The 15,547-nt window shown below is 73.9% G+C and carries 17 protein-coding genes; 10 read left to right on the plus strand and 7 right to left on the minus strand.

Annotated features, from left to right (window positions below):
• Positions 1-18: 18 nt before the first annotated feature.
• Both FHL80_RS08350 and FHL80_RS08355 read right to left on the minus strand, forming a co-directional pair.
• The gene (locus FHL80_RS08350; protein ID WP_246078551.1) at positions 19-792 is read right to left on the minus strand and encodes a GAF and ANTAR domain-containing protein; all 774 of its coding nucleotides are present in this window, start codon (positions 790-792) and stop codon (positions 19-21) included.
• A gap of 78 nt (positions 793-870) precedes the next feature.
• On the minus strand, positions 871-1,611 hold the full coding sequence (locus FHL80_RS08355) for a hypothetical protein (RefSeq protein ID WP_138732966.1): 741 nt from the start codon (positions 1,609-1,611) through the stop codon (positions 871-873).
• Positions 1,612-1,779: 168 nt separating this feature from the next.
• Between FHL80_RS08355 and fabG the strand changes: the two genes are divergently transcribed.
• Genes fabG through FHL80_RS08370 form a run of 3 tightly spaced genes read left to right on the plus strand, consistent with a single transcriptional unit; the run spans position 1,780 to position 4,481 of the window.
• Positions 1,780-2,484 carry a 3-oxoacyl-ACP reductase FabG gene (fabG, locus tag FHL80_RS08360; RefSeq protein ID WP_138732967.1) on the plus strand — a complete coding sequence of 235 codons (705 nt, stop codon included), beginning with the start codon at positions 1,780-1,782 and terminating at the stop codon, positions 2,482-2,484.
• Between the two features lie 16 nt (positions 2,485-2,500).
• Complete coding sequence (gene fabI, locus FHL80_RS08365) at positions 2,501-3,268, plus strand: enoyl-ACP reductase FabI (RefSeq protein WP_246078552.1); 768 nt, start codon at positions 2,501-2,503, stop codon at positions 3,266-3,268.
• Positions 3,269-3,302: 34 nt separating this feature from the next.
• Positions 3,303-4,481, plus strand: a complete 1,179-nt coding sequence (locus FHL80_RS08370) for a ferrochelatase (RefSeq protein WP_246078553.1) — start codon at positions 3,303-3,305, stop codon at positions 4,479-4,481.
• On the opposite strand, the gene FHL80_RS08375 is transcribed toward FHL80_RS08370, so the two are convergent.
• Complete coding sequence (locus FHL80_RS08375) at positions 4,478-5,215, minus strand: Rv1486c family protein (protein WP_138732969.1); 738 nt, start codon at positions 5,213-5,215, stop codon at positions 4,478-4,480. The genes FHL80_RS08370 and FHL80_RS08375 overlap by 4 nt on opposite strands.
• Before the next feature lie 79 nt (positions 5,216-5,294).
• On the opposite strand from FHL80_RS08375, the gene FHL80_RS08380 reads away from it, so the two are divergent.
• Entirely contained in the window at positions 5,295-5,726 is a 432-nt protein-coding gene (locus FHL80_RS08380; protein WP_138732970.1) for an NfeD family protein, read from the plus strand.
• A gap of 96 nt (positions 5,727-5,822) precedes the next feature.
• Positions 5,823-7,049: an SPFH domain-containing protein gene (locus FHL80_RS08385; protein ID WP_138732971.1), complete on the plus strand. Its 1,227-nt coding sequence runs from the start codon at positions 5,823-5,825 to the stop codon at positions 7,047-7,049.
• Positions 7,050-7,108: 59 nt separating this feature from the next.
• On the opposite strand, the gene FHL80_RS08390 is transcribed toward FHL80_RS08385, so the two are convergent.
• Together FHL80_RS08390 and FHL80_RS08395 are read right to left on the minus strand one after the other, a co-directional pair.
• A complete protein-coding gene (locus tag FHL80_RS08390) occupies positions 7,109-8,161 on the minus strand; it encodes an RNA polymerase sigma factor SigF (protein WP_138732972.1) in 1,053 nt (350 codons plus the stop codon).
• Positions 8,158-8,658 carry an ATP-binding protein gene (locus FHL80_RS08395; RefSeq protein ID WP_138732973.1) on the minus strand — a complete coding sequence of 167 codons (501 nt, stop codon included), beginning with the start codon at positions 8,656-8,658 and terminating at the stop codon, positions 8,158-8,160. Before FHL80_RS08395 ends, FHL80_RS08390 begins: the two co-directional genes overlap by 4 nt.
• 252 nt (positions 8,659-8,910) lie before the next feature.
• On the opposite strand from FHL80_RS08395, the gene FHL80_RS08400 reads away from it, so the two are divergent.
• Entirely contained in the window at positions 8,911-9,918 is a 1,008-nt protein-coding gene (locus FHL80_RS08400) for a DNA topoisomerase IB (RefSeq protein ID WP_246078554.1), read from the plus strand.
• Between the two features lie 119 nt (positions 9,919-10,037).
• Here FHL80_RS08400 and FHL80_RS08405 read toward each other — a convergent pair whose 3' ends face one another.
• Both FHL80_RS08405 and FHL80_RS08410 read right to left on the minus strand, forming a co-directional pair.
• The gene (locus FHL80_RS08405; protein ID WP_138732974.1) at positions 10,038-10,436 is read right to left on the minus strand and encodes an STAS domain-containing protein; all 399 of its coding nucleotides are present in this window, start codon (positions 10,434-10,436) and stop codon (positions 10,038-10,040) included.
• A 212-nt stretch (positions 10,437-10,648) separates the two neighbouring features.
• Complete coding sequence (locus FHL80_RS08410; protein ID WP_138732975.1) at positions 10,649-11,173, minus strand: hypothetical protein; 525 nt, start codon at positions 11,171-11,173, stop codon at positions 10,649-10,651.
• Between the two features lie 179 nt (positions 11,174-11,352).
• On the opposite strand from FHL80_RS08410, the gene FHL80_RS08415 reads away from it, so the two are divergent.
• The 4 genes from FHL80_RS08415 to ligD (FHL80_RS08430) all read left to right on the plus strand — a co-directional run bounded on the left by FHL80_RS08415 (position 11,353) and on the right by ligD (FHL80_RS08430) (position 15,536).
• A complete protein-coding gene (locus tag FHL80_RS08415; protein ID WP_138732976.1) occupies positions 11,353-11,919 on the plus strand; it encodes a DUF1360 domain-containing protein in 567 nt (188 codons plus the stop codon).
• A 216-nt stretch (positions 11,920-12,135) separates the two neighbouring features.
• Positions 12,136-13,131 (plus strand): non-homologous end joining protein Ku, encoded by a 996-nt coding sequence (gene ku, locus FHL80_RS08420; protein WP_138732977.1) that lies wholly within the window; start codon positions 12,136-12,138, stop codon positions 13,129-13,131.
• A 3-nt stretch (positions 13,132-13,134) separates the two neighbouring features.
• Positions 13,135-14,619, plus strand: coding sequence for a non-homologous end-joining DNA ligase (gene ligD / locus FHL80_RS08425; RefSeq protein WP_138732978.1), 1,485 nt, complete (start codon positions 13,135-13,137; stop codon positions 14,617-14,619).
• Entirely contained in the window at positions 14,616-15,536 is a 921-nt protein-coding gene (gene ligD, locus FHL80_RS08430; RefSeq protein WP_138732979.1) for a non-homologous end-joining DNA ligase, read from the plus strand. The genes ligD (FHL80_RS08425) and ligD (FHL80_RS08430) overlap by 4 nt, the downstream gene beginning before the upstream one ends.
• The last annotated feature ends 11 nt before the right edge of the window (positions 15,537-15,547 follow it).

The following is a 15,547-nucleotide window of genomic DNA, read 5'->3' on the forward strand; positions in this document are numbered from 1 at the left end:
CCGCCCTGCCCTGCCGGGTCAGGGCAGCGCGCCGGTCTCGGTCAGCTCCCGCGCGATCTCGACCAGCTTGCGGTTGGTGCGCTGGGACACGCGCGCGAGCAGCAGGAAGGCGTCGTCCGCCCGCAGCTTGTAGCGCTCCATGAGGATGCCCTTGGCCTGCCCGATCACGTCCCGGCTGCCCAGCGCCACCTGCAGGTCGTGCTCGTGCCGCGCGCCGGCGAGCGCCACCGCCGCGTGCGCGGCGAAGACCAGGCCGATGTCCTCGGACTCCTCGCCGAAGGTGTGCGGCTCGGTGGAGTAGAGGTTGAGCGCGCCCAGGTCGTCCTCCGTGACGAAGAGCCGGAAGCTCAGCGAGCTGCCGGCACCCAGCGCGGCGGCGCCGGCCGCGAACCGGGGCCAGCGCCGCTCGGTGGCCATGTCGTCGATGCGGACCGTCCGCTGGGTCCAGATCGAGTCCAGGCAGGGCCCCTCGTGCAGCCCGGTCTGCAGCTCGTCGGCCCGGCGGGACAGCTCACCGGTCGCCGCCCGGGACTCCACGGTGCGGCGCCCGGTCACGTAGCTGATGCTCGCCGAGCCGACACCCGGCACGGCGTCGACCGCCCCGGCGGTGATCGTCTGCAGCGTCGCCTCCACGTCGGCGTGCTCCTGCTGCAGCGACCGCGCGACCTCGCTCATGACCTCGCCGAGGCCTCCGACCGCCCCGACGTCACGGCCACGCCGGGCACGGGCGGGAGCGGGTCGGCTCTGCGCCGACCGCCCCGCCCGCCGGGTGTCGCCGTCCTCGTGGGCCACCTCCGCAGGCTAGTCGCGTCCGGCTCCGGCGAGGTCCGTTCCTGCGGGCGGAGGTGGGGGGATCGGATCGCCCCGCGATCAGCCGTCCACCCGGGCGGCGCTGCGAGGTGGCGCCGGGCGCGTGCCGGGGGCGAAGAGGTCGACCAACCCGTCCCAGCGGTTGCGCCGGCCGGCCGGGAAGCGCTCCTGGGCCCGGCGCGCGCGGTCGGACCCGGCGGGGTACCTGCGGCGGGCCCAGCGGGAGGTCGGCCGGGCCAGCCGCAGCGCGGCCACCACGGACACGGCCGGGACGAACACCCCCACCACCCCGGCCACCACCCGGCCCTTGAGGATGCTGATCAGCGCGAACACCGTGTTGACGACGACGGTGACCGCCACCGCGACCTCGCCGCCGGCCCCGTCGGTGTCGAAGGGGTTGGCGCCGAAGAGCAGCAGGCCGCCGACCAGCAGCGCCAGCAGCACCGCGTCGACGGAGCTGCGCCCCTCGGCGGACCAGTAGACGTCGTCCAGGTGCAGCCACAGCGCGAACTCGTCGAGCGTCAGCGCGGCACCGACCCCGAACAGGGCCGCGAGCACGTACTGCCCCGCTCCGCCGGGGCGGTAGGTGAACTCGGCGGTGCCGGTGCCCAGCAGCAGGAAGATGCCGTAGACCTCGTGGTGCAGGTGGACCCCGCCGACGCTGGCGTCGCGGAACGGCCCCCGGCCGGCGCGGATGGCCCGGGTGACGAAGCGGGTCGTCAGGAAGGTGACCAGCAGCGCGGCCACCAGCCAGGCGACCACGGCCCGGCGGCCGCTGAGGAACGGCAGCAGTGCGTCCACGGACCCACCTCCCAGCCTCCGGACTGCCGAAGCTAGCCAGGGACGGGCAGCAGCGGAAGGCCCGGCCGACCGGGCGGGACCTCCCGGGCTCGGGCGGGTGCGACCTGCGCCCACCGGATAGGTTCACCCCCGACGGGACAGGCGGCCGGCGGCGATGAGGTGGGCACGGTGGGCAGGTCGGTGCTGGTGACCGGCGGGAACCGGGGGATCGGGCTGGCGATCGCCCGCTCGTTCGCGGAGGCCGGCGACTCGGTCGCGGTGACGCACCGCGGCAGCGGTGCTCCCGAGGGACTGTTCGGGGTGGAGTGCGACGTCACCGACGCCGCGGCGGTGGACCGCGCGTTCACCGAGGTCGAGCAGCACCAGGGCCCGGTCGAGGTGCTGGTGAGCAACGCCGGCATCACCCGGGACGGGCTGCTGCTGCGGATGGGCGAGGACGCGTTCACCGAGGTCATCGACGCCAACCTCACCGCCGCCTACCGGGTCGCCAAGCGCGCGGCGCCGAAGATGGTGCGCGCCCGCTCCGGCCGGATGGTCTTCATCAGCTCGGTGGTGGGGCTGCTGGGCTCCGCCGGGCAGGTCAACTACGCAGCCAGCAAGTCCGGGCTGGTCGGGCTCGCCCGCTCGATCGCCCGCGAGCTGGGCAGCCGCAACATCACCGCCAACGTGGTGGCGCCGGGCTTCGTGTCCACGGACATGACCGCGGAGCTGCCGGAGGCACGGCAGCAGGAGATCCTCGGGCAGGTGCCGCTGGGCCGCCTCGCCGAGGCGGACGAGATCGCCGGCGTCGTCCGCTTCCTGGCGGGCGAGCAGGCGGGGTACATCACCGGGGCGGTCGTCCCGGTCGACGGCGGCCTCGGCATGGGGCACTAGGGATGGGGCACTGACAATGGGCATTCTCGAGGGCAAGAAGATCCTGGTCGCCGGCGTGCTCACCGAGCAGTCGATCGCCTTCTCGGTGGCGCGCATCGCGCAGGAGCAGGGTGCCACCGTCGTCCTGTCCAACTTCGGCCGCGCCCTGTCGCTGTGCCAGCGGATCGCCAAGCGGCTGCCGCACGAGGCGGCGGTGGTCGAGCTGGACGTCACGAACACCGAGCACCTGTCGACCCTGGCCGACCGGCTGCGCGAGCACGTCGACGGTCTGGACGGCGTCGTCCACTCGATCGGCTTCGCTCCCCAGGAGGCGATGGGCGACGGGTTCACCGAGGTGGCGTGGGAGCACGCGGCCACCGCGTTCCAGGTGTCCAGCTGGTCGCTGGCCTCGCTCACCCAGGCCTGCCGCCCGCTGTTCGGCGACACCGCCTCCGTGGTCGGGCTGACCTTCGACGCGACCGTTGCCTGGCCGGTGTACGGCTGGATGGGCGCCGCGAAGGCGGCGCTGGAGTCGACCTCCCGCTACCTGGCCCGGGAGCTCGGCTCCGAGGGCGTGCGGGTGAACCTGGTCGCGGCCGGACCGCTGCGCACCATGGCGATGAAGTCTATCCCGGGCAGCGCGCAGTTCGAGGAGGCCTGGGAGGGTCGCGCGCCGCTGGGCTGGTCGGTCACCGACACCGAGCCTGCCGGCAAGGCCGTCGCCGCGCTGCTGTCGGACTGGTTCCCGGCGACGACCGGTGAGATCGTGCACGTCGACGGCGGCTTCCACGCCGTGGGCGTGTGATGACGGAGCCCCGCGGTGGGGGTGTGACGGTCCGGTGACCGACCTCGCACGCCCCCGGCACCCGATGCCCGCAGGTGCCTCCCTCACCCCTCCCGGCCAGCAGCCGGACCAGGACCCGTCGCTCGCCGTCCGCAACAACGGCGGCGTCGAGCCCTCGCGCGCACCCGCCCCCGCCGGCCGCCGCGAGGCGCTGCTGGTGCTCGGCTTCGGCGGCCCCGAGGGCACCGACGACGTGATGCCGTTCCTGGAGAACGTCACCCGTGGCCGCGGCATCCCGCGGGAGCGGCTCGAGGCTGTCGCCGAGCACTACCACCACTTCGGCGGGGTGAGCCCGATCAACGACCAGAACAAGGCGCTGGTCGCCGCCCTGCAGGCCGAGCTCGCCACGGCCGGCATCGAGATGCCGGTGTACTGGGGCAACCGCAACTGGGCGCCCTACGTCGAGGACGCCTGGCGGCAGATGGCCGAGGACGGCATCGCGCACGCCTACGTGCTCGCGACCTCGGCCTACGCCTCCTTCTCCGGCTGCCGGCAGTACCACGAGGACGTCGCCCGGGCCCGGGTCGCGCTGGAGCTCGACCCGACCGCGCCGGCCGGCCCGACCGCGGAGAAGCTGCCGCACTACTTCGACGCACCCGGCTTCGTGCAGGCCAACGCGGAGGCGCTGGCCGCCGCGATCGCCACGCTGCCCGAGGACGTGCGCGACACCGCCCGGCTGGTGGCCACCGCGCACAGCATCCCGGACGCGATGGCCGCCGTCGCCGGGCCGCAGGGCGGGGCGTACGAGGCCGAGCTGATGCGGGCGGCCCAGCTGGTCGTGGACGCCGCGGCCCCGGGGCGCCCGTTCGACCTGGTCTGGCAGAGCCGCAGCGGGCCGCCGTCGGTGCCGTGGCTGGAACCCGACGTCAACGACCACCTGCGGGCGCTGGCCGGGTCGGGGGAGAAGGCGGTCGTCGTCTTCCCGGTCGGGTTCATCAGCGACCACCTCGAGGTCATCTGGGACCTGGACAACGAGGCGGAGGAGACCGCCGGCGAGCTGGGGCTGGCGTTCGTCCGCGCGGGGACCGCCGGCACCCACCCGGCCTTCGTCACCTCGCTGCGGGAGCTGCTGGAGGAACGGCGGGCCGGCGGCGAGCCGCGGCTGGGCACCAACTGCCCCGCGAGCTGCTGTTTCGTGCAGCGCCCCGCCCGGCCCGTCGGCAGCCGCGCCTAGCGAGGGATGGCGTTGTAGGCGGCGACCGTGGCGTGCCGGACGGCGTCGGCCAGCGGGCGGAGCGCGTCGTCCCGGGCCGCGGCCTGCGCGTGGGTCACGGCGGCGCCGGGGGCATCGGCCATCGCCAGGTCGAGCACCTGGGAGAGCCGCTGCGCCCGGCCCAGCACCGACAGCGCCAGCGGGTCGTGGTCGGCGGGCAGCCCGGGTGCGCGGACGGTCTTGGCCAGCCCGGCCAGCAGCGCGGGCACCTCGGGGTTCCAGCGCGCCAGGTCCAGCGCCACCAGCGTGCGGGCCGCATCGCCGACGGCGAGGTCGAGCTCGCCGGAGACCGCCCGCAGGTTGCCCTCCACCGCCGGCGGGACCGGCGGGGCGCCGGCCAGGTCGACCGCCGTCCAGGAGACCGCCTCCGGGCCCAGGTCCTCGGGCACCAGTGCGACCCGCTCACCGACCGCGGCCTGGCCGGACTCCAGCGCCGCCGCGACCAGCGAGGGGACGGCCGGGATGCCCCGGGTGTCCCCGGGCACCGGCAGCACCAGCCGCAGCCGCCGCTCCCCGAGCCCGCGCAGCGCGCTCAGCGCCCAGCCCAGCGGGACCGCCTCGTCGGTGCCGGGGAGCCCGACCACGCGGTGGGCGGTGTCGCCCAGCAGGGCGTCGAGGGCGGCGTCGTAGGAGGTCCGGCCGGAGAGCCAGGCGGTGGCCCAGACGGCGACCCGGCCGGCGGCGATGTCGTGCACGACTGACGAGGCTACGACCCGCGCGCCACCCGTCGTCGAGGGCACCGCCGGACGGGCGGCGCGTGCCAGACTGCGAAGCGTGGCTGCCTGGTTGCTCTGGTTGATCGCCGCAGGCCTCTTCGCCGCCGGCGAGGTGGCCAGCCTGGACCTGGTGTTGCTGATGTTCGCCGGCGGTGCGCTGGGCGGGATGAGCGCGGCGTTCCTCACCGACAGCGTGCCGCTGCAGCTCCTCGCCTTCGCCGTCGTCTCGGTGGCCCTGCTGGTCGTCGTCCGCCCGGTCGCCAAGCGGCACCTGGTCGACCGGACCCCCGAGCAGATCGACGGCGTGGCCGTCTACGTCGGGCGCACGGCGGTGGTGAGCCAGCGGGTGGACAACGACTCCGGGCGCATCCGGATGGGCCACGACGAGTGGACGGCGCGCACCCAGCTCGACGACGAGGTCTTCGAGGTGGGCGACGAGGTGCGGATCGTGCAGATCGAGGGGCCGGTCGCCTTCGTCGGCCGCTGCTGAGCCCCGTCCGCGGAAGCCGGGAACGGAATCGGTGACGTGTCCGTCTCGGACGGTGCAGGATCGCTGGCACGCACCACCTCCTAGGAACGGAGCACCGTGGAACCCGCACTGATCGCGCTCATCGTGATCGCGCTCTTCGTGGTCATCGTCCTCGCCAAGAGCGTGACGATCGTCCCGCAGGCCCAGGCGAAGGTCGTCGAGCGTCTGGGCCGGTACAGCCGGACGCTGTCACCCGGCCTGGCCCTGCTCGTCCCGTTCGTGGACCGGGTCCGCGCCACCATCGACCTGCGCGAGCAGGTCATCTCCTTCCCGCCGCAGCCGGTGATCACCGCGGACAACCTGCAGGTCGGCATCGACACGGTGGTGTACTTCCAGGTCACCGACCCGCGGCTGGCGGTGTACGGCATCGCCAACTACATCACCGGCATGGAGCAGCTGACCACCACGACGCTGCGCAACGTCGTCGGCGGGCTCAATCTGGAAGGGGCGCTCACCGGCCGGGACGGCATCAACTCCCAGCTGCGTGAGGTCCTCGACGGCACCACCGGTCCGTGGGGGCTGCGGGTGGCGCGGGTGGAGATCAAGGCGATCGACCCGCCGCCGTCCATCCAGGACTCCATGGAGAAGCAGATGCGCGCCGACCGGGACAAGCGCGCGGTCATCCTCACCGCCGAGGGGCAGCGCCAGTCGGCGATCACCACGGCCGAAGGGCAGAAGGCGTCGGCGATCCTCTCGGCCGAGGGCAAGAAGCAGGCCGCCATCCTCGATGCGGAGGCCGAGCGGCAGAGCCGGATCCTCCGCGCGGAGGGTGAGCGGGCGGCGCTGTTCCTGCAGGCGCAGGGCCAGGCGAAGTCGATCGAGACGGTGTTCCAGGCCATCCACGACGGCAAGCCCGACCAGGGGCTGCTGGCCTACCAGTACCTGCAGACGCTGCCGAAGATCGCGCAGGGCGACGCCAACAAGATGTGGATCGTCCCCAGCGAGTTCAGCAAGGCGCTGGAGGGGCTGTCCCGGCTGGGCGGCTCGGACGGCGAGCAGCGGTCCTGGCTGGACGTCGATGCGTCGGCCAACGGCAACGGGGCCGCTGGCGAGGCTGCGGCGGTGGCCGCTCCGGCAGCCGCGGCCCAGTCGCTGGACACCAGCAGCTGGTTCGACTCGAACCTGCCGCCGGCCGCCGAGCAGCCCGAGGCGAAGATCTCGCTGTCCAGCATCGGCGTGGAGCCCGGCCTGCCCAGCGCCGCGCCGCCGCGGCCGTCCCTCGCCCAGGCCGCCGAGGACGTCCGCAGCACGCCGCCCCAGATCGGCGCCCCCGAGCAGGAGTAGCCCGAGACGACGAACGGCCGGTACCGCAGTTGCGGTACCGGCCGTTCGTCGTCCGGGGCTCAGTCCTTCAACAGCCCCTCGCGGAGCTTGGCCAGGGTCTGGCTGAGCAGCCGCGAGACGTGCATCTGCGAGATGCCGATGTCCGCGGCGATCTGCGACTGGGTCATGTTCCCGAAGAACCGCAGGATCAGGATGCGGCGCTCGCGGGCCGGGATGGTGGCCAGCAGCGGCTGCAGCGACTCGCGGTACTCCACGCCCTCGAGCGCGGCGTCCTCCTCGCCCAGCGTCGCGGCCAGGGTGGGGGAGTCCTCCTCGCCGGACAGCCGCTCGTCCAGGGAGCTGCTGCGGTAGGCGTTGGCCACCGCCAGGCCCTCCAGGACCTCGGCGCGCGGGATGCCCAGGTGCTCGGCCAGCTCCGACGGCGTGGGGGCGTGCCCGTTCTTCTGGGACAGCTCGCTGACCGCCGCGTTCAGCGACAGGTGCAGCTCCTGCAGCCGCCGCGGCACCCGTACCGACCAGCCCTGGTCGCGGAAGTGCCGCTTGATCTCCCCGGTGATCGTGGGGACGGCGAAGGAGAGGAACTCCACCCCGCGGGTCGGGTCGAACCGGTCGATCGCCGCGATGAGGCCGAGCGTGCCGACCTGCAGCAGGTCGTCGAAGGGCTCCCCGCGGTTGCTGAACCGGCGGGCGAAGTGCCGGACCAGCGGCAGGTGCTCCTCGACCAGGATCTCCCGCAGCCGTTCCCGGCGCGGGTCGCCCTTCTCCAGGGTGGACAGCTCCAGGAACAGCGGCGCGGTCCGCTCGGCCCGGCTGCGGTTCTCCGACAGCGGGACCGCGGCCGGGGCCTCGGGTGCCGCGACGACCTCGGTCGCGACCTCGACCTCCTCGACGACCTCGACCGCCTCGACGACGACGTCGTCCGGCGCCGGGTCGGCGGGGTCTCGTTCCGTGGGGGCGTCGTCGGGGTCCGTGGTCGTCTCCAGGGTCTCCGGGGCAGCTCCGGGGACGACCGGTGCGTCGTCCGCGGGAGTGCGGGGTCGGGCGGTCTCACCCGCGGCGAGGACGGCGGCGTCGTCGGCGGCCGGCGAGTCCGTGGCAGCCGCCGGGGTCACCGGGCGACCGAGACGTCAGCGCCGGGCTCGGTGAGCAGGTCGTCCCGGCTGTACCGGCGCAGCTTCTTGACCAGGGCGATGCCGGCGACCGGGGTGTCCGAGCCGTTGCCGGCGGCCACCGTGGCCTGGTCGCTCGGGCCGGCCTCGACGGTGTCGACCAGCGCCTGCAGCACCGCCCAGCCGAAGCCGTCGCGCGGCACGTCGACGCCGGGGGAGGTGGGCACCCACGCATCGATGCGGAGGCCCTCGCGGCTGGCCTCGAAGACCACGGTCAGCGGGAAGCCGCCCAGCGCGACCGAGGCCAGCGTGGCGCAGGCCTCGTCGACGGCCAGCCGGAGGTCCTCGACCGCGTCGAGGTCGAAGTCCATCCGCATCGCGAGGTCACCAGCCATCGCGCGCACCGCGGGGAGCTGCGTCGGCGAGGTCGGGACCTTCAGTTCCAGGCGCTCGGCGCGCCGTTCGCCGGTGGGGGCATCGGCGCCCGTCGTGTCGACCATGCGTCGTTCGCTCCTTCGTCGTCCCCACGTCCCGGACAGGAGCGTGGCGGTCCATCTCAGCGCACCCACCGCAGGCCCCGCCAGGCGCGCGAGCGCCGGACGGTGCGGAGGGGCCGGGCTGTGCCCGGAACCCCTGACGGTAGACCGGTCGGCCCGGATCCCCACCTCGGCACCGGGGCGACCCCCTCCTGCTGGCGATGACGGGCCCCTCCTCCGGGTTTGAGCCGACCCGATCGTGCCCATCCCAACGGCGTGAGACTGCGCCGTAGTGACCTGCACGCCCGGGGCTGGACGCGACGCCGCGCCGGACGCGGGTTCGCCTACTTCGACTCCGACGGCGTGCTGATCAGGGACGACCGGCTGGACCGGCTGAAGTCGCTGGCCATCCCGCCGGCCTGGAAGGACGTGTGGATCTGCCCGTGGCCCAACGGCCACATCCAGGCGGTCGGCACCGACGCCGCCGGTCGGCGGCAGTACCGGTACCACGACCTGTGGCGGGTCAAGCGGGACGCCGCCAAGCACGAGCGGGTGCTGGAGATCAGCCACCAGCTGCCCGATGTCCGGGATGCCGTCCTGGACGCGCTGGGCACGAAGGGCCTGAACCGCGACCGGGTGCTCGCCTGCGGTGTGCGGCTGCTGGACCTGGGGGCCTTCCGGGTGGGCAGCGAGCAGTACGCCGAGGACAACGGCACCTTCGGGCTGGCCACCCTGCGCCGCGAGCACGTCGAGGTGCGCGGCGAGCAGGTCTTCTTCCACTACACCGCCAAGGGCAGCATCGAGCGCGAGCTGGAGCTGATCGACAAGCCGACCGCGGTGGTGGTCCGGGAGCTGCTCAGGCGGCCGGCCGACCAGGGCCACGAGCTGCTGGGCTACCCGTTGGCCGACGGCAGCTGGCACGACATCACCAGCGACGAAATCAACGCCTACCTCAAGGAGATCAGCGGCGCGGAGATCACCGCGAAGGACTTCCGCACGTGGACCGCGACGGTGATGATGGCCGCCACGCTGGCCGAGGGTCCCCCGCCGAAGAGCAGGACGGCGCGGGGCAAGGTGGTCCGGCAGGCCTACGTGAAGGTCTCCGAGCAGCTGGGCAACACCCCGGCGGTGTGCAAGGCCAGCTACGTCGACCCGCGGGTGGTCGACCGGTACGAGCACGGCGAGACGATCGCCGACGCGCTGGCCGAGGCCTCCCAGGCACCCGACGACCGGACGGCGCAGCGGACCCTCGAGGCCGGCGTCTGCAGCCTGCTCAGCGCCTGACGAAGGACCCCGCTGCCCCCCCACGCTCGGCGCGGGCCCCTGCAGCGGGGCCGAACAGCACGACGGGCACCGCTCCCGAGAGAGGTGCCCGTCGTGCTCTTCGCGGGAGGACCGGGGTGCTAGGCCTTCTCGGCGATCGTGAAGAGGTCGATGAGGCCGGTGACCTCCAGCGGGCGGGTCACGGCGCGGGTGTTGGCTACCAGCCGCAGACCGACGTCGCGGGAGCGCGCCGACTTCTGGGTCTCCACCAGGACGGCCAGCCCGGCCGAACCGAGGAACTGCACGCCGCACAGGTCGATGACCAGGGCGGTCGGCTGCTGCTCGAGCTGGGTGTCCAGGGATGCCCGCAGGACCGGGGCGGTGAAGGTGTCGACCTCGCCGACGACCGTCACGGTCACCGTGCCGTCGCCGTCGGTGGAGGTCGACAACGTGATCACGTCGTCGAAGGGCGCTTCGTTCGAGTCAGCCGGGGCCGACACGTCGCGCGAGCCCTCGGCGGGCGACTCGGATGAGGTCACGGACTGCAGCTCCTCTCAGCGGCGATGCCCGTCGGGCACGCTCAACCCGGCCAATGTACTGCGGTGCACCGGCCGGTCCGACGCGGCCCGGGACACGCAGGGTGTTCCGGACGCGCCCGCCCAGGGCCTGGGCAGGCGACGGCTGGCTGCTCAACCGTGGCGCCCAACCTAGCCTCGTGGTGAGGGAGGCACCAATCAGGCCGCCCGCGGGGTCAGCCGTCGGTGAGGTGCATGGCCCGCTCCTCGGGACCCTCCCCGCCGATCGGGTCCTCGCCGCTGGCGATCACGTCGTCGCTGACGCTGTCGGTGAACGAGTCGGCCTGGTCGGACAGGCCGTCCTGGGAGATCTGCGGCACGGTCCGGTCGTGGGTCTCCGCGGCCCGCACGTCGTCGGTCGGGTCCAGCCCGGTGTCGGGCTCCTCCCGGTCGAGCCGGCCGGACAGCGACTCGCCCTCGGACTGCTCGAACGCGGTGGTGCCGACGTCGACGCTGGCGTTCGCCCGCTCACCGGGCACCGGGGCGAACTCCGGGTCCTCGGCCAGCTCCTCGGTCGGGTGGTCGTCGTCGGCGATGTCCGGGACACCGTCGTCCTCGTAGGAGATGTCGCGCGCGGTCTGGCCCTGGGGCTCGGTGCTGCCGCCCTCGCGGTCCAGGGTGCCGGTGATGCCGCGCTCGTCGTCGGGGAACTCCGCGTCGTTCAGCGCGGAGTCGCGGGCGGCCTGGTCGGGCTCGGTCATGGTGGTGCCTCCGTTCTGCGTGCCGCGGTGCGCGCACGCTCGCCGTCCGGTGGACGGGGGGAGCCGATCGGGTGACCGGCGTCGTGCGATCGCCCTACCCGCCAGTCCCGGCGCCATGCGTGACCCATCGCCGAGGCCGTCCGGGCTTGTCGATCACGTCAGGCGGGTAGCGACCGGGAATGGCGATGGCAGACGTGCGGGCGATGGGCGAGCCGGTCCGGCGATGGGCGCGCACCCAGAAGCAGGAGTACACGCAGGGCGAGGCGCGACCGTTGGGTGCGGACCTGGGGGCGATGGGCGTCTACCTCGGACTGGTGGGCACGGCAGCGGCCGCGATCCGGGCCACCGGCCGGGAGCTGCCCAGCAGGATCCCGGTGGGCGACGCCGTCCTGCTCACCGTCGGCACGTTCCGGCTGGCCCGACGGATCGCCAAGGACCCGGTCACCGCGCCCGTGCGCGCACCGTTCGTCAGATACCAGGGGACGTCGGGGGAGGCAGAGGTCGCCGAGGTCGTGCGGGAGCACGGCGGGGTCAAGCACGCCGTGGGCGAGCTGCTGACCTGCCCCTTCTGCATGGCGCAGTGGGTCGGCACCGGGTTCGTGCTCGGCTACGTGACCGCGCCTCGCGCCACCCGGCTGGCCGCCCTGACGATGACCATGGTCGCCGGCTCCGACGTCCTGCAGTTCGTCTACGACGCGATCCAGAACGGTGCGCTGAAGGGCGGGGAGAGGACGGCGGGAGCCTGACCGGCCAGGACGTCTGAGCCGTCGGCCAGGACGTCTGAGCCGTCGCGCTCAGGGTGCCTGGCCGCCCGGTGGTGGCCGCCTGCGGCCCGCCGGGTCACCCGACCGGGTGGTCGACCACGCAGCGTGGCCTCCTCGCGCTGCCGCGACGGGCCCGGACGCCCTATCCTGCGATCTTGACGGGACATGGGTGTCGCGGGCCCGAGCCAGGAGGTTGGCGTGCGTTCGATCTGGAAGGGCGCGGTCTCCTTCGGCCTGGTCAGCATCGCGGTGAAGCTGTACTCGGCGACCGAGGACCACGACATCCGGTTCCACCAGGTGCACGTGACCGACGGCGGCCGGGTGAAGTACAAGCGGGTCTGCTCGGTCGACGGCGAGGAGGTCGAGTACGCCGACATCGCCAAGGGCTACGAGCTCCCTGACGGCCAGCTCGTCGTGCTGACCGACGAGGACCTCGACCAGCTGCCGCTGGGCACCACGCACGAGATCGAGGTGCTCCAGTTCGTCGACCAGGAGCAGATCGACCCGATCCACTTCGAGAAGACCTACTACCTGGAGCCCGACGGGGTGGCCACCCGCCCCTACGTGCTGCTCCGCACCGCGCTGGAGAACGCCGGCCAGGTCGCGATCACCAAGATCGCCATCCGGCAGCGGGAGTCGCTGGCCGCGCTGCGGGTCCGCGACGGCGTCCTGGTGCTGCACACCATGCGGTGGCCCGACGAGATCCGCCGGCCCGGCTTCGGCTTCCTCGACGAGGAGGTGCCGGTCAAGGCGGCCGAGCTGGCGATGGCCGAGTCGCTCATCTCGACGATGGCCGGCGACTTCGACCCCTCGGCGTTCACCGACGACTACCGCGAGGCGATGCAGCAGCTGCTGGAGGCCAAGCAGTCCGGCGGTGAGGTGCAGCAGGCGCCCGACGCCGCCGACGACGGCGGTGGCGCGGTGGTCGACCTGATGAGCGCGCTGCGGCGCAGCGTCGAGCGGGCCGGCGGCAGCGCGCCGGCGGCCGGTGCGGACGACGACAGCTCGGACGACGCCGACGAGGCGGCGCCGGCGAAGACCACCGCCCGCAAGGCCCCGGCGAAGAAGGCCACCACCGCCGCGAGGAAGGCGCCGGCCAAGAAGGCGCCCGCCAAGGAGGCCGCCGCCGGGAAGGCCGACGACGAGCCGGCCAAGCCGGCCAAGCGCGCGTCCCGGGCCCGCAAGACCGCCTGACCCGTGGCGCCTCACGACCCCCTGGCTCCCTACCGGGCCAAGCGGGACCCGGCGCGCACCGCCGAGCCGGTGCCGCCGCCGGACCAGCCGCTGCCTGCCGGGGACGACGACACCTTCGTCGTGCACGAGCACCACACCCCCCGCGGCCGCACCGGCCAGCGGGTGCACTGGGACCTGCGGCTCGAGCGGGACGGCGTCCTGAAGAGCTGGGCGGTGCCCAAGGGGCCGCCGACCGAGCCGGGGGTCAACCGGCTCGCCGTCCCCACCGAGGACCACCCGCTGGAGTACGCCTCGTTCTCCGGCACCATCACCGCCGGCGAGTACGGCGGCGGGCAGGTGAGCATCTGGGACGCCGGCCGCTACGCCACCGAGAAGTGGGCCGACGACCACGTCACCGTCTCCTTCGACGGGCAGCGGCTGACCGGCCGGTACGTGGTGTTCCGGCTGCCCGACGGCAGCTGGAACGTGCGCAAGCTCGACGTCACACCTCCGGTGGGGAACCCGACACCGGTCGCCGGGGTGCCGGAGGACCTGCCGCCGATGCTCGCCGCGATCGGGGAGCTGCCCCGCATCGACGATCCGCGGTGGGGGTACGAGTTCAAGTGGGACGGCGTCCGGGCGCTGGCGCACGTGCGGGCGGGGAGGCTGCGGCTGCGGGCGCGCAGCGGCAACGACGTCACCGGCACCTATCCCGAGCTGCACCGGCTGCCCGAGGTGCTCGCCGGCCACGACGCCGTGCTCGACGGCGAGGTCGTCGCGCTGGACAGGCGCGGCCGGCCCGACTTCGGGCTGCTGCAGGGCCGGATGCACCGCACCGGCCCGGAGATCGCCCGGATGGCGGCGGCCGCACCGGTGACCTACCTGGTGTTCGACCTGCTCGCGTTGGACGGCGAGAGCCTGCTCGCGCTGCCCTGGACCGAGCGGCGGGAGCGCCTCGACGCGCTCGGCCTGGCCTCGGACCGCTGGGTCACCACCCCGTGGTTCCGGGGCAACGCCCCCCGGGTCGGCGAGCAGGTGCAGGCGGCCAGCCTGGAGAACGGGCTGGAGGGCGTGGTCGCCAAGCGGCTCGACTCGCCCTACCGGCCCGGCGGGCGGGGTCCGGACTGGCGCAAGGTGAAGAACCTGCGCACCCAGTCGGTGGTCGTCGGCGGCTGGCGGCCGGGCGAGGGCCGGCGGGCCGGCGGGATCGGCTCGCTGCTCGTCGGCGTGCACGACGGCACCGGGCGGCTGGTCTTCGCCGGGCACGTCGGCACCGGCTTCACCGCCGCGGCACTGGCCGAGCTCGGCCGGCTGGTCACCGCGCGCACGTCCTCGCCGTTCGCCGACACGCTGCCCCGTGAGGTCGTCCGGGACGCGCACTGGGTGGAACCGCTGCTGGTCGGCGAGGTGCGGTACACCCAGTGGACCCGGGAGGGCCGGCTGCGGCACCCGGCCTGGCGGGGACTGAGGGACGACGTCGACCCGGCGGCGGTGGTGATCGAGCCGTGAGCCGTCAGCGGGTGCACATCGAGGGCCGCCAGCTCGAGGTCTCCAACCTGGACAAGGTGCTGTTCCCGGAGGTCTCGTTCACCAAGGCGCAGGTCATCGACTACTACGTGCGGATCGCGCCGGTGCTGCTGCCGCACGTCGCGCACCGGCCGGTCACCTTCACCCGGTGGCCGAACGGCGTCGACGGCCAGGCGTTCTTCGAGAAGAACAGCGCCCGGCACGCGCCGGGGTGGGTGGCGTCGGTGACCGTCCCGACCCCCGGCTCGTCGCGGGGCCGGGAGACGCTGGACATGGTGCTGCTGACCGCCGTCCCCGACCTGGTCTGGTCGGCGAACCTGGCCGCGCTGGAGGTGCACGTGCCGCAGTGGCAGGTGGACGACCAGGGCACGGCCCAGCTGCCGGACCTGCTCGTCCTCGACCTCGACCCCGGCCCGGGCACCGACGTCGTCGACTGCGCCCGGGTCGCGCACCGGCTGCGCGAGCAGCTGGCCGCCGACGGGCTGGACCCGGTGGTGAAGACGTCGGGGTCCAAGGGCCTGCAGGTGTACGCGCCGATCCGGTGCGAGGACAAGGAGCACCCCAGCCGGTACGCCAAGGCGCTGGCCCAGCGGCTGAGCGGCGAGACACCCGAGCAGGTCGTGTGGCGGATGGAGAAGGCCCTGCGACCGGGCAAGGTGCTGGTCGACTGGAGCCAGAACAACACCGCGAAGACGACGGTCGCGCCGTACTCGCTGCGCGCCCGCCCGTTCGCCACGGTCTCGACGCCGCTGCGGTGGACCGAGGTCGACGCGCTCCGCGACGGGAGGGACGCGGCGTCGGTCCGGTTCCGCACCGACGACGTCCTGGCCCGGGTGGAGGAGCACGGCGACCTCTTCGACGTCGCCGCCCGGCGGCGCGCCGACCTCCCGACGACCTGACGACGGACCCC

This window comes from Modestobacter excelsi (genome assembly GCF_005930495.1).
GTDB classification, from domain to species: Bacteria; Actinomycetota; Actinomycetes; order Mycobacteriales; family Geodermatophilaceae; genus Modestobacter; species Modestobacter excelsi.